Origin of the sequence: Proteus sp. G2674, assembly GCF_009915195.1 — a bacterium.
Lineage (GTDB): Bacteria > Pseudomonadota > Gammaproteobacteria > Enterobacterales > Enterobacteriaceae > Proteus > Proteus mirabilis.
In genome coordinates, this window is record NZ_JAABLS010000018.1 from 87,108 (window position 1) to 103,496 (window position 16,389).

The 16,389-nt window shown below is 34.2% G+C and carries 17 protein-coding genes; 9 read left to right on the forward strand and 8 right to left on the reverse strand.

Going from position 1 to position 16,389, the window contains the following annotated elements:
- Window positions 1-240: 240 nt before the first annotated feature.
- Entirely contained in the window at window positions 241-789 is a 549-nt protein-coding gene (locus tag GWI58_RS08840) for an NADPH-dependent FMN reductase (RefSeq protein WP_004244004.1), read from the reverse strand.
- Window positions 790-1,251: 462 nt separating this feature from the next.
- Here GWI58_RS08840 and GWI58_RS08845 point away from each other — a divergent pair, with 462 nt between their 5' ends.
- Both GWI58_RS08845 and GWI58_RS08850 read left to right on the forward strand, forming a co-directional pair.
- A complete protein-coding gene (locus tag GWI58_RS08845; protein WP_004244003.1) occupies window positions 1,252-1,704 on the forward strand; it encodes a hypothetical protein in 453 nt (150 codons plus the stop codon).
- A gap of 5 nt (window positions 1,705-1,709) precedes the next feature.
- Complete coding sequence (locus GWI58_RS08850) at window positions 1,710-4,367, forward strand: sugar transporter (protein WP_161769092.1); 2,658 nt, start codon at window positions 1,710-1,712, stop codon at window positions 4,365-4,367.
- A 57-nt stretch (window positions 4,368-4,424) separates the two neighbouring features.
- On the opposite strand, the gene GWI58_RS08855 is transcribed toward GWI58_RS08850, so the two are convergent.
- Both GWI58_RS08855 and GWI58_RS08860 read right to left on the reverse strand, forming a co-directional pair.
- The gene (locus GWI58_RS08855) at window positions 4,425-5,285 is read right to left on the reverse strand and encodes a T3SS regulon anti-activator ExsD domain-containing protein (protein WP_161769093.1); all 861 of its coding nucleotides are present in this window, start codon (window positions 5,283-5,285) and stop codon (window positions 4,425-4,427) included.
- Window positions 5,286-5,352: 67 nt separating this feature from the next.
- Window positions 5,353-6,189: a helix-turn-helix domain-containing protein gene (locus GWI58_RS08860; RefSeq protein ID WP_004244000.1), complete on the reverse strand. Its 837-nt coding sequence runs from the start codon at window positions 6,187-6,189 to the stop codon at window positions 5,353-5,355.
- A gap of 1,262 nt (window positions 6,190-7,451) precedes the next feature.
- Between GWI58_RS08860 and GWI58_RS08865 the strand changes: the two genes are divergently transcribed.
- A complete protein-coding gene (locus tag GWI58_RS08865; protein WP_004248516.1) occupies window positions 7,452-7,964 on the forward strand; it encodes a bactofilin family protein in 513 nt (170 codons plus the stop codon).
- 74 nt (window positions 7,965-8,038) lie between these two features.
- The gene (locus tag GWI58_RS08870; RefSeq protein ID WP_108716864.1) at window positions 8,039-8,599 is read left to right on the forward strand and encodes a GNAT family N-acetyltransferase; all 561 of its coding nucleotides are present in this window, start codon (window positions 8,039-8,041) and stop codon (window positions 8,597-8,599) included.
- Here GWI58_RS08870 and GWI58_RS08875 read toward each other — a convergent pair.
- Window positions 8,577-8,924: a nitrous oxide-stimulated promoter family protein gene (locus GWI58_RS08875; RefSeq protein WP_161769094.1), complete on the reverse strand. Its 348-nt coding sequence runs from the start codon at window positions 8,922-8,924 to the stop codon at window positions 8,577-8,579. The two genes, GWI58_RS08870 and GWI58_RS08875, sit on opposite strands and share 23 nt — an antisense overlap.
- A gap of 184 nt (window positions 8,925-9,108) precedes the next feature.
- On the opposite strand from GWI58_RS08875, the gene GWI58_RS08880 reads away from it, so the two are divergent.
- Window positions 9,109-9,354: a DinI-like family protein gene (locus tag GWI58_RS08880; protein ID WP_012368173.1), complete on the forward strand. Its 246-nt coding sequence runs from the start codon at window positions 9,109-9,111 to the stop codon at window positions 9,352-9,354.
- 115 nt (window positions 9,355-9,469) lie between these two features.
- On the opposite strand, the gene GWI58_RS08885 is transcribed toward GWI58_RS08880, so the two are convergent.
- Both GWI58_RS08885 and GWI58_RS08890 read right to left on the reverse strand, forming a co-directional pair.
- Window positions 9,470-9,709, reverse strand: coding sequence for a YecH family metal-binding protein (locus GWI58_RS08885; RefSeq protein WP_161769095.1), 240 nt, complete (start codon window positions 9,707-9,709; stop codon window positions 9,470-9,472).
- 144 nt (window positions 9,710-9,853) lie between these two features.
- Entirely contained in the window at window positions 9,854-10,069 is a 216-nt protein-coding gene (locus GWI58_RS08890; RefSeq protein ID WP_060961345.1) for a DUF465 domain-containing protein, read from the reverse strand.
- A gap of 264 nt (window positions 10,070-10,333) precedes the next feature.
- Between GWI58_RS08890 and eco the strand changes: the two genes are divergently transcribed.
- Entirely contained in the window at window positions 10,334-10,813 is a 480-nt protein-coding gene (eco, locus tag GWI58_RS08895; protein ID WP_237611680.1) for a serine protease inhibitor ecotin, read from the forward strand.
- Between the two features lie 62 nt (window positions 10,814-10,875).
- Here eco and GWI58_RS08900 read toward each other — a convergent pair whose 3' ends face one another.
- Entirely contained in the window at window positions 10,876-11,313 is a 438-nt protein-coding gene (locus tag GWI58_RS08900) for a universal stress protein (protein WP_004248510.1), read from the reverse strand.
- Between the two features lie 540 nt (window positions 11,314-11,853).
- Between GWI58_RS08900 and GWI58_RS08905 the strand changes: the two genes are divergently transcribed.
- Window positions 11,854-12,771, forward strand: a complete 918-nt coding sequence (locus GWI58_RS08905) for a cation diffusion facilitator family transporter (protein ID WP_161769097.1) — start codon at window positions 11,854-11,856, stop codon at window positions 12,769-12,771.
- Window positions 12,772-12,846: 75 nt separating this feature from the next.
- Here the strand turns inward: GWI58_RS08905 and ghrB are convergent, their stop codons facing one another.
- Window positions 12,847-13,806 (reverse strand): glyoxylate/hydroxypyruvate reductase GhrB, encoded by a 960-nt coding sequence (gene ghrB, locus GWI58_RS08910; protein ID WP_036895444.1) that lies wholly within the window; start codon window positions 13,804-13,806, stop codon window positions 12,847-12,849.
- A gap of 431 nt (window positions 13,807-14,237) precedes the next feature.
- On the opposite strand from ghrB, the gene galE reads away from it, so the two are divergent.
- Both galE and GWI58_RS08920 read left to right on the forward strand, forming a co-directional pair.
- Window positions 14,238-15,254, forward strand: a complete 1,017-nt coding sequence (galE, locus tag GWI58_RS08915; RefSeq protein ID WP_161769098.1) for a UDP-glucose 4-epimerase GalE — start codon at window positions 14,238-14,240, stop codon at window positions 15,252-15,254.
- A 48-nt stretch (window positions 15,255-15,302) separates the two neighbouring features.
- The gene (locus tag GWI58_RS08920; protein ID WP_161769099.1) at window positions 15,303-16,361 is read left to right on the forward strand and encodes a UDP-glucose--hexose-1-phosphate uridylyltransferase; all 1,059 of its coding nucleotides are present in this window, start codon (window positions 15,303-15,305) and stop codon (window positions 16,359-16,361) included.
- Window positions 16,362-16,389: the final 28 nt, after the last annotated feature.

Sequence of the window (16,389 nt, forward strand, 5' to 3'; positions counted from 1 at the left end):
AAATACCATACCACTTACTATTTAAAATAGATTATTAAATGTCATTTTTATACATGGGGTACTTGCTATAATAAAGTTAATTATTATTAGATGGTACTATTTAAATATTGCTAATTAATAGTTAATTATATTTTTATCGATTGGTTAGCAAGTTAGTTTTGCTTTCCCTCTCTTTAAAATAAAACAGAGTGTAATTATTATAAACCACACTCTGTGAAATCTATTTAGGACTATTTTAAGCTATTTTTGATTATGCTTTACAAAGTTAATATAGCTATTAACCCAGTTTTGCATAAAACCTGCTGTTTTTTCAGAAAACTGACCGTTTTCTACCATTCCATCATACCATTTTAAAAAACATTCTGGTTGATTTAAGGTTGGCATATTTAAAAATGCTAATGAATTACGCAGGTGCTGTTGTGCAATAGCAGTACTAATATTACCGATTGAAACACCGATGATACCAGCAGGAATACTATCCCATGCATTAGTACCATAAGGGCGAGAGGCTTGATCTAACGCATTTTTTAGCACACCAGGGATTGAGCGGTTGTATTCAGGTGTCACGAAGATAATGCCTTGGCATTGCTTAATTTGTTGCTTAAACTCGACAACGGCTTCAGGTGTTTTGTCGTCATCATCTTGGTTGTAGAGAGGAAGAGTACCGATATCAAGGAACTGAAAAGTAAATTCTTGAGGAAATAGCGAGGTTAATGCTTTTGCTGTTTGTTTATTATAGGAATCTTTTCTTAAGCTTCCGACTACAACACCAATGTTAAAATGACTCATCTTAACTCTCCTATATTGAAGGATAACAATGAATATCAATTACTATTTTGATATTCATATTTTGATTTTATCCTGATAATAGAAAACAGCAACAAAATAAAAGTAATTATAACACATTAAAAGAGTATTATTTTACACCTTATAAAGGTAATTAAATGATAAAATTAGATGTTATTATTTTTCTGATTATCTGCTATTATCTTCATTGTGTAGAAATAACTGCTTCTAACACGACAACATTTTTCCAATTAAAAATACCGATACTCATTTAATGATGATTTTAATGTGACGGATGCAATGTTGTAAGAAAAAATAATGAAATGAAAGGATAGGAGCCGTTATTGTCATTTATGCGCTAGGTTATTGACTTAGTACGCAATAGACAATAGAAAATTATAATAAGATAGCTTAAAATGCGATACTACATACGCTCTTATTTAGACTGATCGGAATTAAGGAAAAATGATGTCCTTATTGAAAAATAAAAACAATGTCTTAGCTCTGTCTATGGCAGTTACTGTTCTCACACTATCGGGATGTAGCATTTTATCTGGTGATAGCCAACCTGTGGAGGTAGTGCCAACACAAGTGCAATCCACGGTAACTTCACCTGCTGATAATAATTATCAACAGATGAACGTAGGGGAGCAAAAACTGGCATCACAAACGGCATGTATCAAGCAACTTGATTCTTTAAAAACATTTTCACCAGCAGAGTATAAATCTATGGTGGATGAATTTAAGGAAATCAGTGAAATTAATGCGTTATACCGTAGTGTTGAAAATACAGCCAGTAAAGATAGCTTAGCATTATTAAAAATGAGTATCGAATCTAAGACCGAAGTACTATGTGCTAAAGTGCGCTATCTTTCGGTTATGTCTGTGAATTCGACACTGAAGAAATTAGGTGAATAATTACTATGAAATTAAAGCAGAGTGCATGTCTTGCTTTTATGATGTTTCCGGCGCTGTCTTTTGCTAATAATGAGTTTAATTTTGTCATTGAAGATTTTGACCGTTATTTAGAAGCACAACAGCCCGTTGATATTAAGCCTGAACCCTCTGCAACCATTTCATCTTCATCTACATCTACTTCCGATCAGCGTAGTGGAACAGTGAGTTCCACTGCGAGATTGCAACAAAAACCACAACAAAAACCACAACAAAAACCACAACAAAAACCACAACAAAAACAGCAACAAACATTTTCGCCTAAACAGCCTGTTGTTCAGGATGAGCGTCAACCTGTAGTACGCAATGATAGTCGACCAGTAGTAACGACTTCATCTGCACCCCAGATGACTTTGTCTGAACAATGCTCGGTCTTATCTGACAATACAGATAAAATAAAGAGTGACTATACCCGTTATTTAACACCTTTGCTTTCATTTGTACCGATTAAACCGCAATTTACCCCTGAGGACTTGAATCGGTATTATCAAAGTAAATCCGTGGTCTATAATCCTCTAATGCTTTATACGCGCAAGCGTTATCCAGGGCAGCCATATCAGTCTACTGATAATACTTTATTAGATTTCATTCCAAATACAGTGTATTCAGTGACTGAAATACCTTTTCATTTTTTATATCAATTTAAACGCTCTTTGCTTGACCATAAGCAACCTCTCTTTAATAAAGAGCTATTAAATCGTTTAGCAAATACTCGCGAAAAATATCAACGTTTGTATCAAAAATTTACTGAACAAACCGCGTTATTAACTGAAAGTTTAACCAAACTACAAACTGCGGAAGAAAAAGTTCAACAATTAACAGCGGAATTGACAAAAACGCAAGAGAAACTGGTTGTAGCGAATAATTTACTTAATGATGATAGCCTAAAAAAGTCTGTGGCTAATTTACAAAATGAATTAGCACAGTCTAAAAAAGAGCAGGATACGTTGCTTGCACAATTAGCTGAAAAAGATCAGTTGCTGTTTGATGCGACAGAAAAAAATAAAGTATTAGCTAAACAGCAAGAAGATTTTGATATTCAAGCACAAAAATTAAATCAATTGACTACCCATGTTGCTCAACTTGAGCAACAAAAACAGCAGCTACAATTACAATATGAGCAGGCTCAACGGTTATTAACAGATAATAGTGCTAAAAAAGAGATTGAGGTACTACAAAACTCTTTAACTAGTTTATCAGCAGCGCGCCAATCTTTAGAAGATCAATTAGCTAAAAACAAAGACTCTTTTGAAGCTACTCTGGCTAAGAATAATCAATTAATTGATACCCAACACCAAGAGATAGCTCAACTAAACAATCACATAAAAAAAATAAACCAAGAGCAACAACAGTTAAATAGTTCATTAGTGGCTCTTCAACAACAAAAAGCACAAGCTGATGATAAATTAACACAGATCCCAGCGTTGAAGCTTGAGTTACAAAATAAGGTTAATGAATTAGCTGAATTGAAAAAAAGTTTATCAACGGGTGAAAAAGCCTTTGATGATTTGATTTCAGAAAAAAATAGTGTAATTGCTAAACTAGAGAAAGCTCAGACCGAACTCGCTAATAAATATCAAGCATTAGATACCCGATTTAAAGAAAACAATACCACCATTGAGCAACTTAAAGAGAGCAAAATAGCGAACGATAACGCTTATGCTCAATTAGAGAAAAAACTAGCAGAAAAACAATCGCTTACTGATAAATTAACGACACAATTAACACAAGCTAAAGATCAGTTAGCAAAACAAAATTCTGAAAGTAACCAACTAATTGCTTCATTAAAACAGCAGCAAGTAGAATCGACGGCTCAATTTAAGCAACAAGAAAGTGTTTTAGCGAATTCTCAAAAAGAGTTTAATGAAGTCTCTAAGCAGCTTGAAGCTCAGCGTGCGCTAACGAAAACACTTGAAGAAAAAGAATTAAAATTAAGTGAGCAACTAAAAGAAAAAGAGAGTGAAATTAAAAAAATAAATAGCGAAAATGCGAATGCTCAAAAAGAGTTTAATGAAGTCTCTAAGCAGCTTGAAGCTCAGCGCACGCTAACGAAAACACTTGAAGAAAAAGAATTAAAATTAAGTGAGCAATTAAAAGAAAAAGAGAGTGAAATTAAAAAAATAAATAGCGAAAGTGCGAGTGTTCAAAAAGAGAATAAAACATTAAAACAGCAATTGGATAAAGCTATGGGAGAAGGGCAAATAATCGCAAGTCAACTTGCATATGCTTATTCAATTATTGGTAAAGATAATGCACAACGAAATAAATCAATTCTGTCAGAAATAAAAAAACAGAACTATGTGCAATATGATGACAATACTTACTTTAAAATTCTAAAACAAGGGAAACCTGTGGATTCAATTGCAGGTAAAACAGTTGTTTTCTCTATGCATGAACAATTAACCGATGGTACGGTAACGCTCAATTATGATAAAACTAAGCCGTTAATTTTACCCTATCGCCAACTTCCATTGCCTCTTAATACTTTTGTTGCCAAAGCAGGCTTAAATGGCAAAGCTAAAATTTATATTAAACCTGGTGGAGGATATGGTAAAGAAGGTATCCCTGGACAAGTACCTCCAGAATCGATGTCTATAGTGACAATTGAAATTTTAGATGTTAAATAATACCCTTTAATAAATCACCATTGTCAGCTCTTCTATAATTAATGAAGAGCTGATATTTTATACATGCCATATAAACTCATCATTAATTAAGCATAAAGAGTGTTCTACTAGCCAATTTTTTAATTTTTTACAATTTTCAGGATGTTGTGGAATAGTGATTAAAATATCCCATAATGGTTGTAATAACTCCGAATGAGGTTGTGTATTTTGTAAGTACTCTAATGTATTATTTATTTTTTTATTGAATACTGGCTCTTTTTCCCAAGCTTCTATAACTAATTTAATATCCTTTTTCAACAAATCATCTATTACAAGGATCCGTACTTTATCAGCTTCTAATTTTGTTTTTATATCTTCTAAAGATAAAAAAGAAGAGGCTATATTTGATGGTTCTTTTTCTTCAAATAATTTAATGTTTTCACATTGATTAATTTGATATTCGAGATCTTTTTTTATTTCATAAAGTGTAAATATATGCGGTGTTATATGCTCAACCCACCAAATAAAAATGGGTTTTATGATAGCTTGAATAAAACGAGCATGATCAGCAATGTTGATTTTTGCATTTAAAGCGTTCCAATTAATATCTGATATATTAGATTGGTATTTATCAGCTAGATTTACTACAGCATTAATATTTTCTTTAGTTAATGGCACTGAGCAATGTTTTTTGCGTAAAAACCAGGTGGATTGCAATAAACTGTCTACAGCTTCACGGCATAATAAACGAGATAATATTTTAATTTGTTTTTCATTTATATCATTATTTGTAATAAGTAAAGAAAACTGAAGATTAAATAAATTATCAACAGTTTTCTTATTTTCATCTGCCATCATTTTTTTTAGCAAATTAAAATAACGATAATATTGGTATTTGCTAGTATTAGTTTGTCGCTTTATCACAATAATTTCACTCATCAGAATAAATTTTGCATATTCTAGCGATGAATTGAATGATGATATTATGATAATAGGTCGGATTTTTTTATAATTTTAATTTAAGATGTCTTGCTTTACTCGGTGTCATATTAAAACGTCGATGATAGCTTTGTGTAAAGTAAGATTGGCTAGAGAATCCGGACTCCATAGAAATGTCAACAATACTCATTTCTGTTGTTAATAATAACTGATGTGCGTAAATAATTCTTCTTTCGCATATCCATGTTCTTGGCGATGTTCCATAAACATGATTAAATAACTCTTTAAATGTGGTGAGTCCCATACCAAACTCGCGAGCAAACTGTTTTAGCTTCCAATTTTTTAGATGGTTTTTTTCCATAAATATTTTCAAGCGATCAACTTGTCTATGACTCAATTGACGTAGTAATGCCATAAGATTGGCACCTTGCTCGGAAGAAAGTAATAGAATGAGCATTTCTTCAATACGTAATTGAGTAAAAGTATCTGGACAATTTTGTGAAGAAAGATAATCAAAACCATTACTACAAAAATGGATCAGAGGTGAATCTTCAAAACAGATAAAAGCTGATGAGAAATTTTCCTCTCTATCGATATTACTGAGAATATCACTATTTTTTGACATGAAATTTCTTAAGAAATCATCAGAAAGAGGAATATAAATTGTTTCACAAGGCTCATTGCCTAGCGTTTTTATGGTATAATTTCCTTGTTGTAAGAAAATAATCTGATCTTTGTTAATAGTTATTGTATTTGTGCAGTTTTGTAATACCAGCGCATTATTTCTGATTATGTATAAAGCTTTTTGGTTATTTTCTAATATTTGATATTGCGGATAAAAATAAGAGAGTTTTTGAATAACGCAATCTTGTTTAGTGTTTTCACCACATTGTATTGTATTCATTTTTCGCCCAAAATTATTATATAAGTATCACTGTATTTAATACCAATAAATAAAAAGAATATAAAGTAGAAGCTTCTTTATTATTTAAAGAGTATTAAAAATAAAAAATAGAATGTTTTCTTTATTATGATGTGGTTTTTTTTTAGATATTAGACATTGAAGTTGCCATTTCTAATTTAAGATAAATCATTTGTTTAATTTAATGTCATTTTTTATAGATTGCAAAAACAATTTAATTAAGCTAGTCATTTAATGAAAAGAATGCGACAAAATTTAGTAGAATTTTGTAATAATATATTGACAGATAATGGAGTGGAGTTATTTATTATATAAATAACAATTAGTTATATTTTGTTTTAAAATTTACACTGTAAAGCATAATAAGGGTGTTTTTTAAACACTATAAAGTTGTTTAATGTGGTTTGTTAATAAATTTTTGTGTGTATGTTTTTATTTTGTATATTAAATGGGTGTTTTTTGCAATGAATTTATTTGATAAAAAAAATAAAATGTAATTTTTATAGGTTATTTTCACTATATGTTATTATCTTTTTTAGTATGGCAAAGAAGCAAATAAACTTGCTATAAATTTTCCCCAAGTATATTTTTTCGTCTTTATATAGTTTTAACATTATGAAAACATAAAAATTAACGTCTATCATAAAAATGGCCAGTAATGTATCAAGGAATTAGTCTTAAAAATAGACGGTAGTTTATTTTTGTGACTAATGTCTCATATTTTATCTGTGATGGTTTTATTGTTGCTTTGTTAGCTCTCCTTCATTTGTTGAAGATTTTTGAATAATCAAGTTGTTATCAATAGATACGATTAGCTATATGTTAATTCGTGTTATAAATTATCCTCATTATAGGATGGAAAAATGTGCATCTTATTCATAAATTAGCGAAAAATTAATTGTTATCTCTTTTTTTATCTACTTATTAATCGACCTTTCCCCTAAAAAGCAAAGCCCAAAATTGGGGATGATATATGGCGTTATTATCGCCATCGACTTAAATAATTATTTATTAAAATAATAAGTAGAGCTGGTGTATTTATTATCAGGGAGGTTCAGATATAGCTAATTATGGATAATAAGCGAACTCAGCGGGATATTATATTTAGCATAATATGGATTATTTGGTCATGTGCATTAATGGCTTTTTGGCGATATCAAATAGCTGGTGAGCTTTTGATCACCCTTATCCTAATTTTTAGCATTATTATTTACTCTATAACTTTGAGGTTAAAAAAAACGGCAATGTTTAGTCGCAAAACAGAAACACCAAAAGCCGCGGAGCCTATTGCTCCAGTTATGGCAGAAGAGAAGAAGCCTATGCCGGAGCAAAAATTGTATACCATTATTGCTAAAGGCACTGTATTTCAAGGTGATATTAACGTTGATGGTGATATTCAAATTTGGGGTAAAATTTCAGGGAATATCAATGTAAAAGATGGCGTGATCCGTGTTATGCATGCGGGCCAAGTTGAAGGGGAATTAACGGCGCCAGACATCATTATTGATGGTTTTGTTAAAGGTATTTGTGCCGCAAACAATCTTGATATTCTAGAGCATGGTGAACTACGTGGCACTAGTCGTTGTGGCAGTATGTCAATTAAACGTGGCGGTGTCTTTACTGGACAATCTGAACAGGTTGAACACCAAGCTAAAGCCGTTGCACAGCAACGTGTTGTATCTATTAAAGAAGGTACAGTTAATACCAATAAAGAGTCGGTAACTGCAGAAAGTAAACTAAAAGAAAATAAAAAATAAAAGCGATTCTCTTTTTATTACTTATGATCTGTTTTATTTTATCATTATTATCCTAACTAATTAGAATGAGAATAATGATGGAATTGGCTACTCCTCGATTACGTTTACGAGAATGGCGTGAAAGTGATAAAGCGCCATTTTTTTTACAAATTAACTCCTCAGCATCGGTGATGCGTTATTTCCCTTCACCACTTACTCGCGCAGAAAGCGATGCAATGGTTGATACATTGCGTGATAAATTTATTCAGCAAAATGGTTGGGGACTTTGGGCCGTTGAATTAAAAGAGACGCAAGAGCTTATTGGCTTTGTTGGATTAAATATTCCTAATGCCCCTTTGCCTTTTAATCCGTGTGTTGAAATAGGTTGGCGTATTGCACAATCTCATTGGCGTAAAGGGTACACTTATGAGGCGGCCTTAACAGTATTAAAATATGCTTTTGAACAGTTGAAACTGGAAGAAGTCGTGGCATTTACCGCCGTGACCAATTTACCCTCAGAAGGGGTGATGAAAAAACTCGGTATGAAGAAGTCTGAATATTTTATGCATCCATCTCTAGATAAAACACACCCTTTAGCACAACATGTATTATACCGATTAAAAAAAGCAGACTTTATTTTCCCGATAAACGTTTAGATTTTTTAGCCGGTAATGCAGGAACGGGTTTCTTATCATCAATAAGATGCCTAATTGCTAAATAGGGATGATAAATTAGCATTCGAGGCCCCGCCCAACGCATGACTTGTTTCATTGCTGCTCTTTTTACTGGCTGATAGCAGTGAATTGGGCATTGTTTGCAGGCGGGTTTTTCCTCACCATAGCGACATTTATCTAGTCTTTTATAAGCATATGTCACTAATTGCTGATAATACTCGGGGTCGGTATTAGGATGCGCTCGTTCATACAGAGCAACCATTTTTTGGATGGTTTGCTTCTCTCGATCAATTCTTTTACCTGACATGGTACTCTCACTTCTTATTATTGCATTTAAAATGCATTTTATCATAACGCATTACTGGGATGATAAATTAATTGGCTATTTTTAAGGCAAAAAAAGAAAAAATTTTGCAAAAATACTTTTCTTTTTTTTGATTATATAATACTGTATTTATATACAGTTTATTTGCCTTGGTATGGTGAAAATAATGCGTGTGGAAATTTTATTTAACAAACAATCTAATGTCACTGACTCACTATTTCCGCTGTTAGAACATGAACTAAGAAAAAAAATTATTCCTATTTATCCTGATATGCAGTTTCGTATCGCTTTTAGTAGCATGAATACGATCCAAGTCACGGGCGTGAAAGACGAAGCTAAGCATGAGCATATTATGGAGTTAATTCAAAGCGTTTGGGAAGATGACAGTTGGCTCCAAACGAATGATGATTAACAACGACCTATTATGTTAAACAGAGATTGCCAGAGCATCTTACTTTTATTGATTAGATAGATAGTTAACAACATGGCAAACATGTTGCTTACTGGCAATCTACTTATTGATATTACTAATGGTGACAAATTTTGTTTTCACTGGTAGTAAAACCGCCATCAGTAGCAATAAATTTTCCTTTTTTTTCTAAAAATGCCACTAACTCAGTCGCTGTCATATTCTCAGCAGAGCAGGTATGAAAGCGCGCCTCTTCACCAAAACGTTGATGAATCGCCTCGATAAGTGATCTTTTCGTAAACGTTACTTTTGATGAAAGGATCATATGTAATACTTCATGACCATGTATAGATGCCATTTGTTAGCCCTTAACTATATAAGATGTATTTATTATGCATCTTTATCAGAGGGAAACATTGTTTTTAATCATAAAAAAGCGATGACAAAAGATCATCGCTTCAGGTTGCTGATAAATAATATTGGAGCCGTAGTAAAGAGCGGTTTATTTCTCAGCTTGTTGAAGTATTTTTTGCATTTCATCTTTTAGATAGAGTTTTTCTTTTTTTAGTTTTGCAACTTCATCATTGTAGCCTGCGCCATTAGGTCCTTCTAATTTAGCAATTTCTTGATCAAGTCGATGGTGTTTATCATAGAGAGCTTGGAAACGAGGATGGGTATCTTTTAACTGAGAAACCAGTGATTGTCTTTCTGAGAACATATAACCTCCTAATGAAAGAAATTGCGATCTCTATTTCAGTATAATCATAGATAGCGGATCTGCACGTTAGTGCATCACAAATTTACATTTCATCAATAAAAGAATGAGTTCTTTAAAAACTTATCAGAATAATCCTCTCACAGAGAGATCTGCTAAGGTGTTAGCATTTATATTATAAAATGCTAGTATTAAGATGATTACTAATAAAAATATCTAAGCAAAATTTGTTAACAGCGATTTGGCGCTGTGAATATGGAGAAAATGATGAATAAAGTAATTTTATCTTTGGTTGCAGCGATGTCTTTGTCTGCTTGCGCACAAGCGGTTGATGGTTTGGAAAAAGTCGCTCCTTATCCGAAAGCAAAGGAAAATCAAATTCGTCATGTTATTGAGTTAGAACAAAAAGAAAATGAAGGCAATTACCAAGTTGAGTTGATCGTGGGTAAAGAGATGATGGTTGATTGTAATCGTCAATGGTTTGGTGCTGAGTTAGATAAAAAAGATCTCGAAGGTTGGGGTTATGATTACTATATCGTAAGCGACTTAAATGGCCCAATGTCTACGATGATGGGTTGTCTTGATAACACTAAAAAACCCGCCTTTGTTCAAGCTAATATGGGGCAAGCGGCATTTATCCGCTATAACAGCAAATTACCTATTGTTGTCTATGCACCAAAAGATGTAGATGTGAAATATCGCGTGTGGTCTACTTCTGACGAGGTTAAAGATTCAACAAAGAAATAATGATTAATCTTTAATTATTATTGAGTGGAAAGCCCTTTGTTTTCAAAGGGCTTTTTTTACAACTAACGGATCACTAATACCGACATTTTTGCATGGCGGACAATAGATGATGCTGTTGAGCCTAATAAGTAGGAAGAAACATTAGGACGATGTGAAGCAATAGCAATTAAATCTGCATCGATTTGACGTGCATACTCTAAAATTTCATCTTTTGCATTACCAACACCGACATTGCAAACAATTTGCTCATCGGGAATTTTCGCATCTTTGATCATATCTTGCAGAGCAATAAAAGCGAGGCGAGTGCGCTCTGAAGAGTCTTTAAATTTTTCAGGAATAGCAGCAAACTCAATACCGAAGAAAAGTTCTGCATTTGGAATAACGGTGAGGAAGTGGATCTCGGGTTTGCCAACTTGAGCAATTTGTTCAATGTGAGTGATCAGTTCCTGAGAAAGCTCATCTTCTAGAATATCGATAGGAACTAGAATTTTTTTGTACATTACAAACCTCACTTAACGTTAGTTTTAAAATATAACTCTATTATCACTGAATATAAAAAATATAGCTGTGATCTACGTTCTAAATAAGAGTGAGAATGATTATTCTATCACTTAATTATTTATATTATAGTAATAATTAGAGTTTTTAAAATAAAAAGCTAAAAAGACAGAATAACACTATATCAATTTTAACTTATTGACAGTAATGAGTTAAATAAGATGATATTTAAAATAAAAGTGTTTTTATTAGTCCTCTAGAGGAAAATGCACAAAAGAATGATTATCAATTATATTATTGTTCTGTATCTATAAGATTTTATTGGTAATTTTTTAGAGACTTAATTAATAAAGTATGGCATATTAGCCGCCAATAGCATCTCAATATGATGTTTGGACAGCAATCTTAGTCCCTAAACAGGATTGTTATTCAGAGTCGTCCTTTATTCTCACCAATGAGTTATGGAACCTGAAATAACCTATGGAACTCTATTCGCTATAAACAAATAGAGTAGGCTATTTATACAGAATAAGATTATTATTATGACACATAATCGCATTGATGATATTGAGTTGAATATGGCTGAGAAAACACAATCTGACAAATTCAAAGCGGCCAAGAAAAGCACGTTGGTCAGTGTTTTTGTTAATATCTTTTTATCCATATTTCAAATCACAATTGGTTTCTTCTCACATTCCCAAGGCTTAATTGCTGATGGTATTCATTCACTGTCTGATTTAATTGCTGACTTCGTGGTGTTAATTGCGAATAAAGGCAGTCAAAAGCAACCCGATGCCGATCATCCTTATGGACATTTTCGCTATGAGAATGCCGCTTCATTAGTGCTAGGGACGATTTTATTGATTGTTGGTTTGGGAATGATATTTTCTGCTATCCATAAAATGTTAGATCCTTCAATCATTCCAGATGTTCATAGCATCGCGCTTTATGTGGCTTTATTGGCATTAGCAGCTAAAGAAGGGTTATTTCGTTATATGTTAGCTGTAGCCAAAAAAGTCGATTCTAGTATGTTAGTGGCCAATGCTTGGCATGCGCGTTCAGATGCCGCCTCTTCTTTAGTGGTTGCAATAGGGATCATTGGTAGCCTTGCTGGATTTAAATTCTTTGACCCACTAGCAGCACTTATTGTCGGGCTATTTGTTGGCCGTATGGGATGGCGTTTTACCTATCAAGCTTTGCAAGATCTCATGGATAGAGGCGCTGATGAAGAAACACTTGAACAGATCACCAATACATTAATCACCACACCAGGAGTACAAGGGGTACATGATTTAAAAACCCGTCGTGCAGGTGATTATTTATTAGTAGATGTCCATTTAGAAATTAAAGGCGAATTAACGGTCAATCAAAGTCATGATATTGTGGTCAATGCCCATGATAGAGTACTTAAACAGCATGCACAGATTTTAAGTGTGATGATACACGTCGATCCTGCTTAATTTAGCGTTAACTATTTGATAGTTTAAAGGTAATAAATTGTATTTATTACCTTTTTGTTTTTATTCTTTGCTTAATTAAAAATTAACACAGTTTTCTTTTACATTATCGGTTAATGCAGCAATCAGATTGTCAACGGCACATTCAGCCATTGCATAGCGAGTCTCTTTAGTCGCAGAGCCAATATGGGGTAAGGCGACAACATTTTTCATGGTTAAAAGTGGTGAAGAGGTTGGCAGTGGCTCTTGCTCAAACACATCTAATCCGGCTCCAGCTATTTGTTGCTGTTCTAATGCGTTAATTAATGCTTTTTCATCAACCACGGCACCGCGTCCGGCATTAATTAAATAGGCGTCAGCTTTCATTAATGCAAACTGTTTTGCGCTTAACAGATGATGAGTTTCTGGCGTTAGCGGTAAAGTAATGCAGACAAAATCGGCTTGTTGTAAAAGCATCTCTAGGGAACAAAATTTAGCATTAAAATGCTGGTTAACATCGTTATATTCAGTACGAGAATGGTAAATAATATCCATATCAAAACCGAAGTGGGCGCGTTGTGCTAATGCTTTACCTATACGCCCCATACCAATAATTCCCATGGTTTTATGGTGAACATCAGTACCATACCAATCCGGCGTAATACTTTTTACCCATAAACCTTGTTTTATATTATCGGCTAGTTCAGGAATACGACGAGAGACGGCAAGAACAAGCGCCATCATTGTATCAGCGACAGTATCAGTTAATACCGTAGGTGTATGCATCAATTTGATATGACGTTCAGTGAGCGCGGCAACATCCACATTATCATAACCGACAGAAATCGTTGATACGGCTTTTAGTTTTGGCGCTTTTTCAATAAAGTGTTTATCGATATTACCGCCGGCGCCTAACAATCCTTCAGCATGAGCGAGGGTGGCTTTAAAATCGGCACAATCGAGAGAGAGCGCGTTAAACTGTTTTACCTCAGCAACAGCAGATAATTTTTGTTGCAGTTTTTCTGGAAGCGGTTGATAAAGTATTACAACGGGTTTCATAGCGTTCTCCTAATTGGTATTAACTAATAGATATAAATCACACTCTCTTCTCTTCAATTCATCTATTGAGGCTACTCTTAATTTCACTGTAAAGCATATTAGCGTGGATGTTAATAAGGTATGATAAAAACCAATTAATATCAGTTTTATCATATAATTAAAGTATTCAGTATAATGTAATCGTTTACTTTTATGGTGAAGAGAGCACTTTTCTCTAAAATAACAATATAACGATTATTAACAATAATTTGCTGTAATACGGTTATATTAGGTCGTTTTTATTAAATAGTTAAGGAATAAGAAAAGCGTGTAAACGTTTACACTAAATGTCGGTTTGATCACGAAATTAGTTTGTTGAACTTGCTAAACTCTGAGGCAATCAACAAAACCGCTTGACGCTTTTCATTTGAAATAAATCAAAAGAGGTGAATGTGGAAATTTTAGTTACGGGTGGAATGGGATATATTGGTAGTCATACATGCGTGCAAATGTTAGAAGCAGGCATGACGCCTATTATTTTGGATAACCTCAGTAATGCAAATGAAGAGGTACTTAACCGAATTGAAGCATTAACAGGAAAACGCCCACTGTTTTATCAGGGGGATATTCGTGACGAAAAACGACTGGCCACAATTTTTACTCAGCACTCTATTCAATCAGTGATCCATTTCGCTGGATTAAAAGCGGTAGGTGAATCTGTTGAAAAGCCCATTGAATACTATGACAACAATGTTAACGGTACTTTGGTGTTAGTTCGTTGTATGCGTGATGCGGGCGTAAAAAGTATTATTTTCAGCTCATCAGCCACGGTTTATGGTGATCCTCAAACTGTGCCTATTACTGAAGAGTCACCTGTTGGTGGCACTACCAATCCTTATGGCACCAGTAAATATATGGTCGAGCGTATTTTGTCTGATCTCTATATTGCAGATGAGAGTTGGTCTATCAGTTTACTGCGCTACTTCAATCCAGTAGGTGCTCATCCATCTGGCACTATGGGGGAAGATCCTAAGGGTATTCCTAATAATTTAACGCCTTATATCTCGCAAGTTGCGATAGGTCGTCGTGAAAAAGTCGCGGTATTTGGTGATGATTACCCAACAAAAGACGGTACTGGTGTACGTGACTATATCCATGTCATGGATTTAGCTGATGGTCATATTGCCGCCTTAAATGCGTTAGGAGAAAAAGCAGGGTTACATCTCTATAACCTAGGCACAGGGAATGGCACCAGTGTGATTGAAATGATTGAAGCATTTCGTAAAGCCAGTGGTAAAGCAATCCCTTATGAAATTCAGCCACGTCGCCCAGGAGATATCGCACAATGTTGGTCAAGCCCTGCCAAAGCAGAGAAAGACTTACACTGGAAAGCCATTCGCTCTATTGATGATATGGCAGCCGATGCTTGGCGTTGGCAATCACAAAATCCTAACGGTTATCTGAAATAGATCATAAAAACGCTATCAGATAATCTTTAATAAATAAGAGAGAAGATTATGTCAAAACTGATTTTTGATCCCGTTGAGCATCCTCATCGTCGTTATAACCCTTTGACTGGGCAATGGATATTAGTTTCACCCCATAGAGCAAAACGACCATGGAATGGCAAAGATGAAAAACCTCAGATAGCGACACTTCCCTCTTATGATCCACATTGTTATTTGTGCCCAGGGAATACCCGAGTTTCGGGTGATAAAAATCCTGATTACACAGGCACTTATGTTTTTAATAACGATCACTCTGCATTATTGACAGACCAATATAGTGTTGAGGCATCCGATAATCCACTCTTCCAGACTCAAGCGGTGAGAGGGATCAGCCGTGTTGTTTGTTTTTCCCCCGATCATAGTAAAACAATTCCCGAATTACCTATTAGTAGCCTACGTAAAATCATTGATACTTGGGATAACCAAATAGAAGAGCTAAGTAAAGAGTATCTATGGGTGCAAGTATTTGAAAATAAAGGTGAAACAATGGGGTGCTCTCAACCTCATCCTCATGGGCAAATATGGGCGAGTGATTTTTTACCTAATGAATTAGCACGCAAAGATAGCCAATTAAAAGACTATTTTAATCAATATGGCCGTAATCTATTAATGGATTATGTTAAAGCTGAATCTGAAGACGGTAGTCGAACCGTGGTTGAAACTAAATACTGGTTAGCTGTCGTGCCTTATTGGGCATCATGGCCTTATGAAACCATGCTATTACCAAAAAGTCATATTCGCAGAATGAGTGAATTAACGGCTGAACAACGTGATGATTTAGCCTTGGCAATAAAAAAATTAACCAGTCGTTACGATAATCTATTTCATTGCTCATTTCCTTATTCAATGGGATGGCATTTTGCACCTTCTTTTAAAGAGGGCGAAAGCATCGAGCATTGGCAATTACATGCCCTGTATTATCCGCCGTTATTACGCTCTGCGACAGTACGTAAATTTATGGTGGGTTATGAAATGTTGGCTGAATCGCAACGCGACTTAACGCCAGAGCAAGCTGCTTATAATTTACGCCAAGTGAGCGATATCCATTATAAAGAGCAAGAAAATTAGCTTAACGGGTTGATGGCGGACGCTTTTT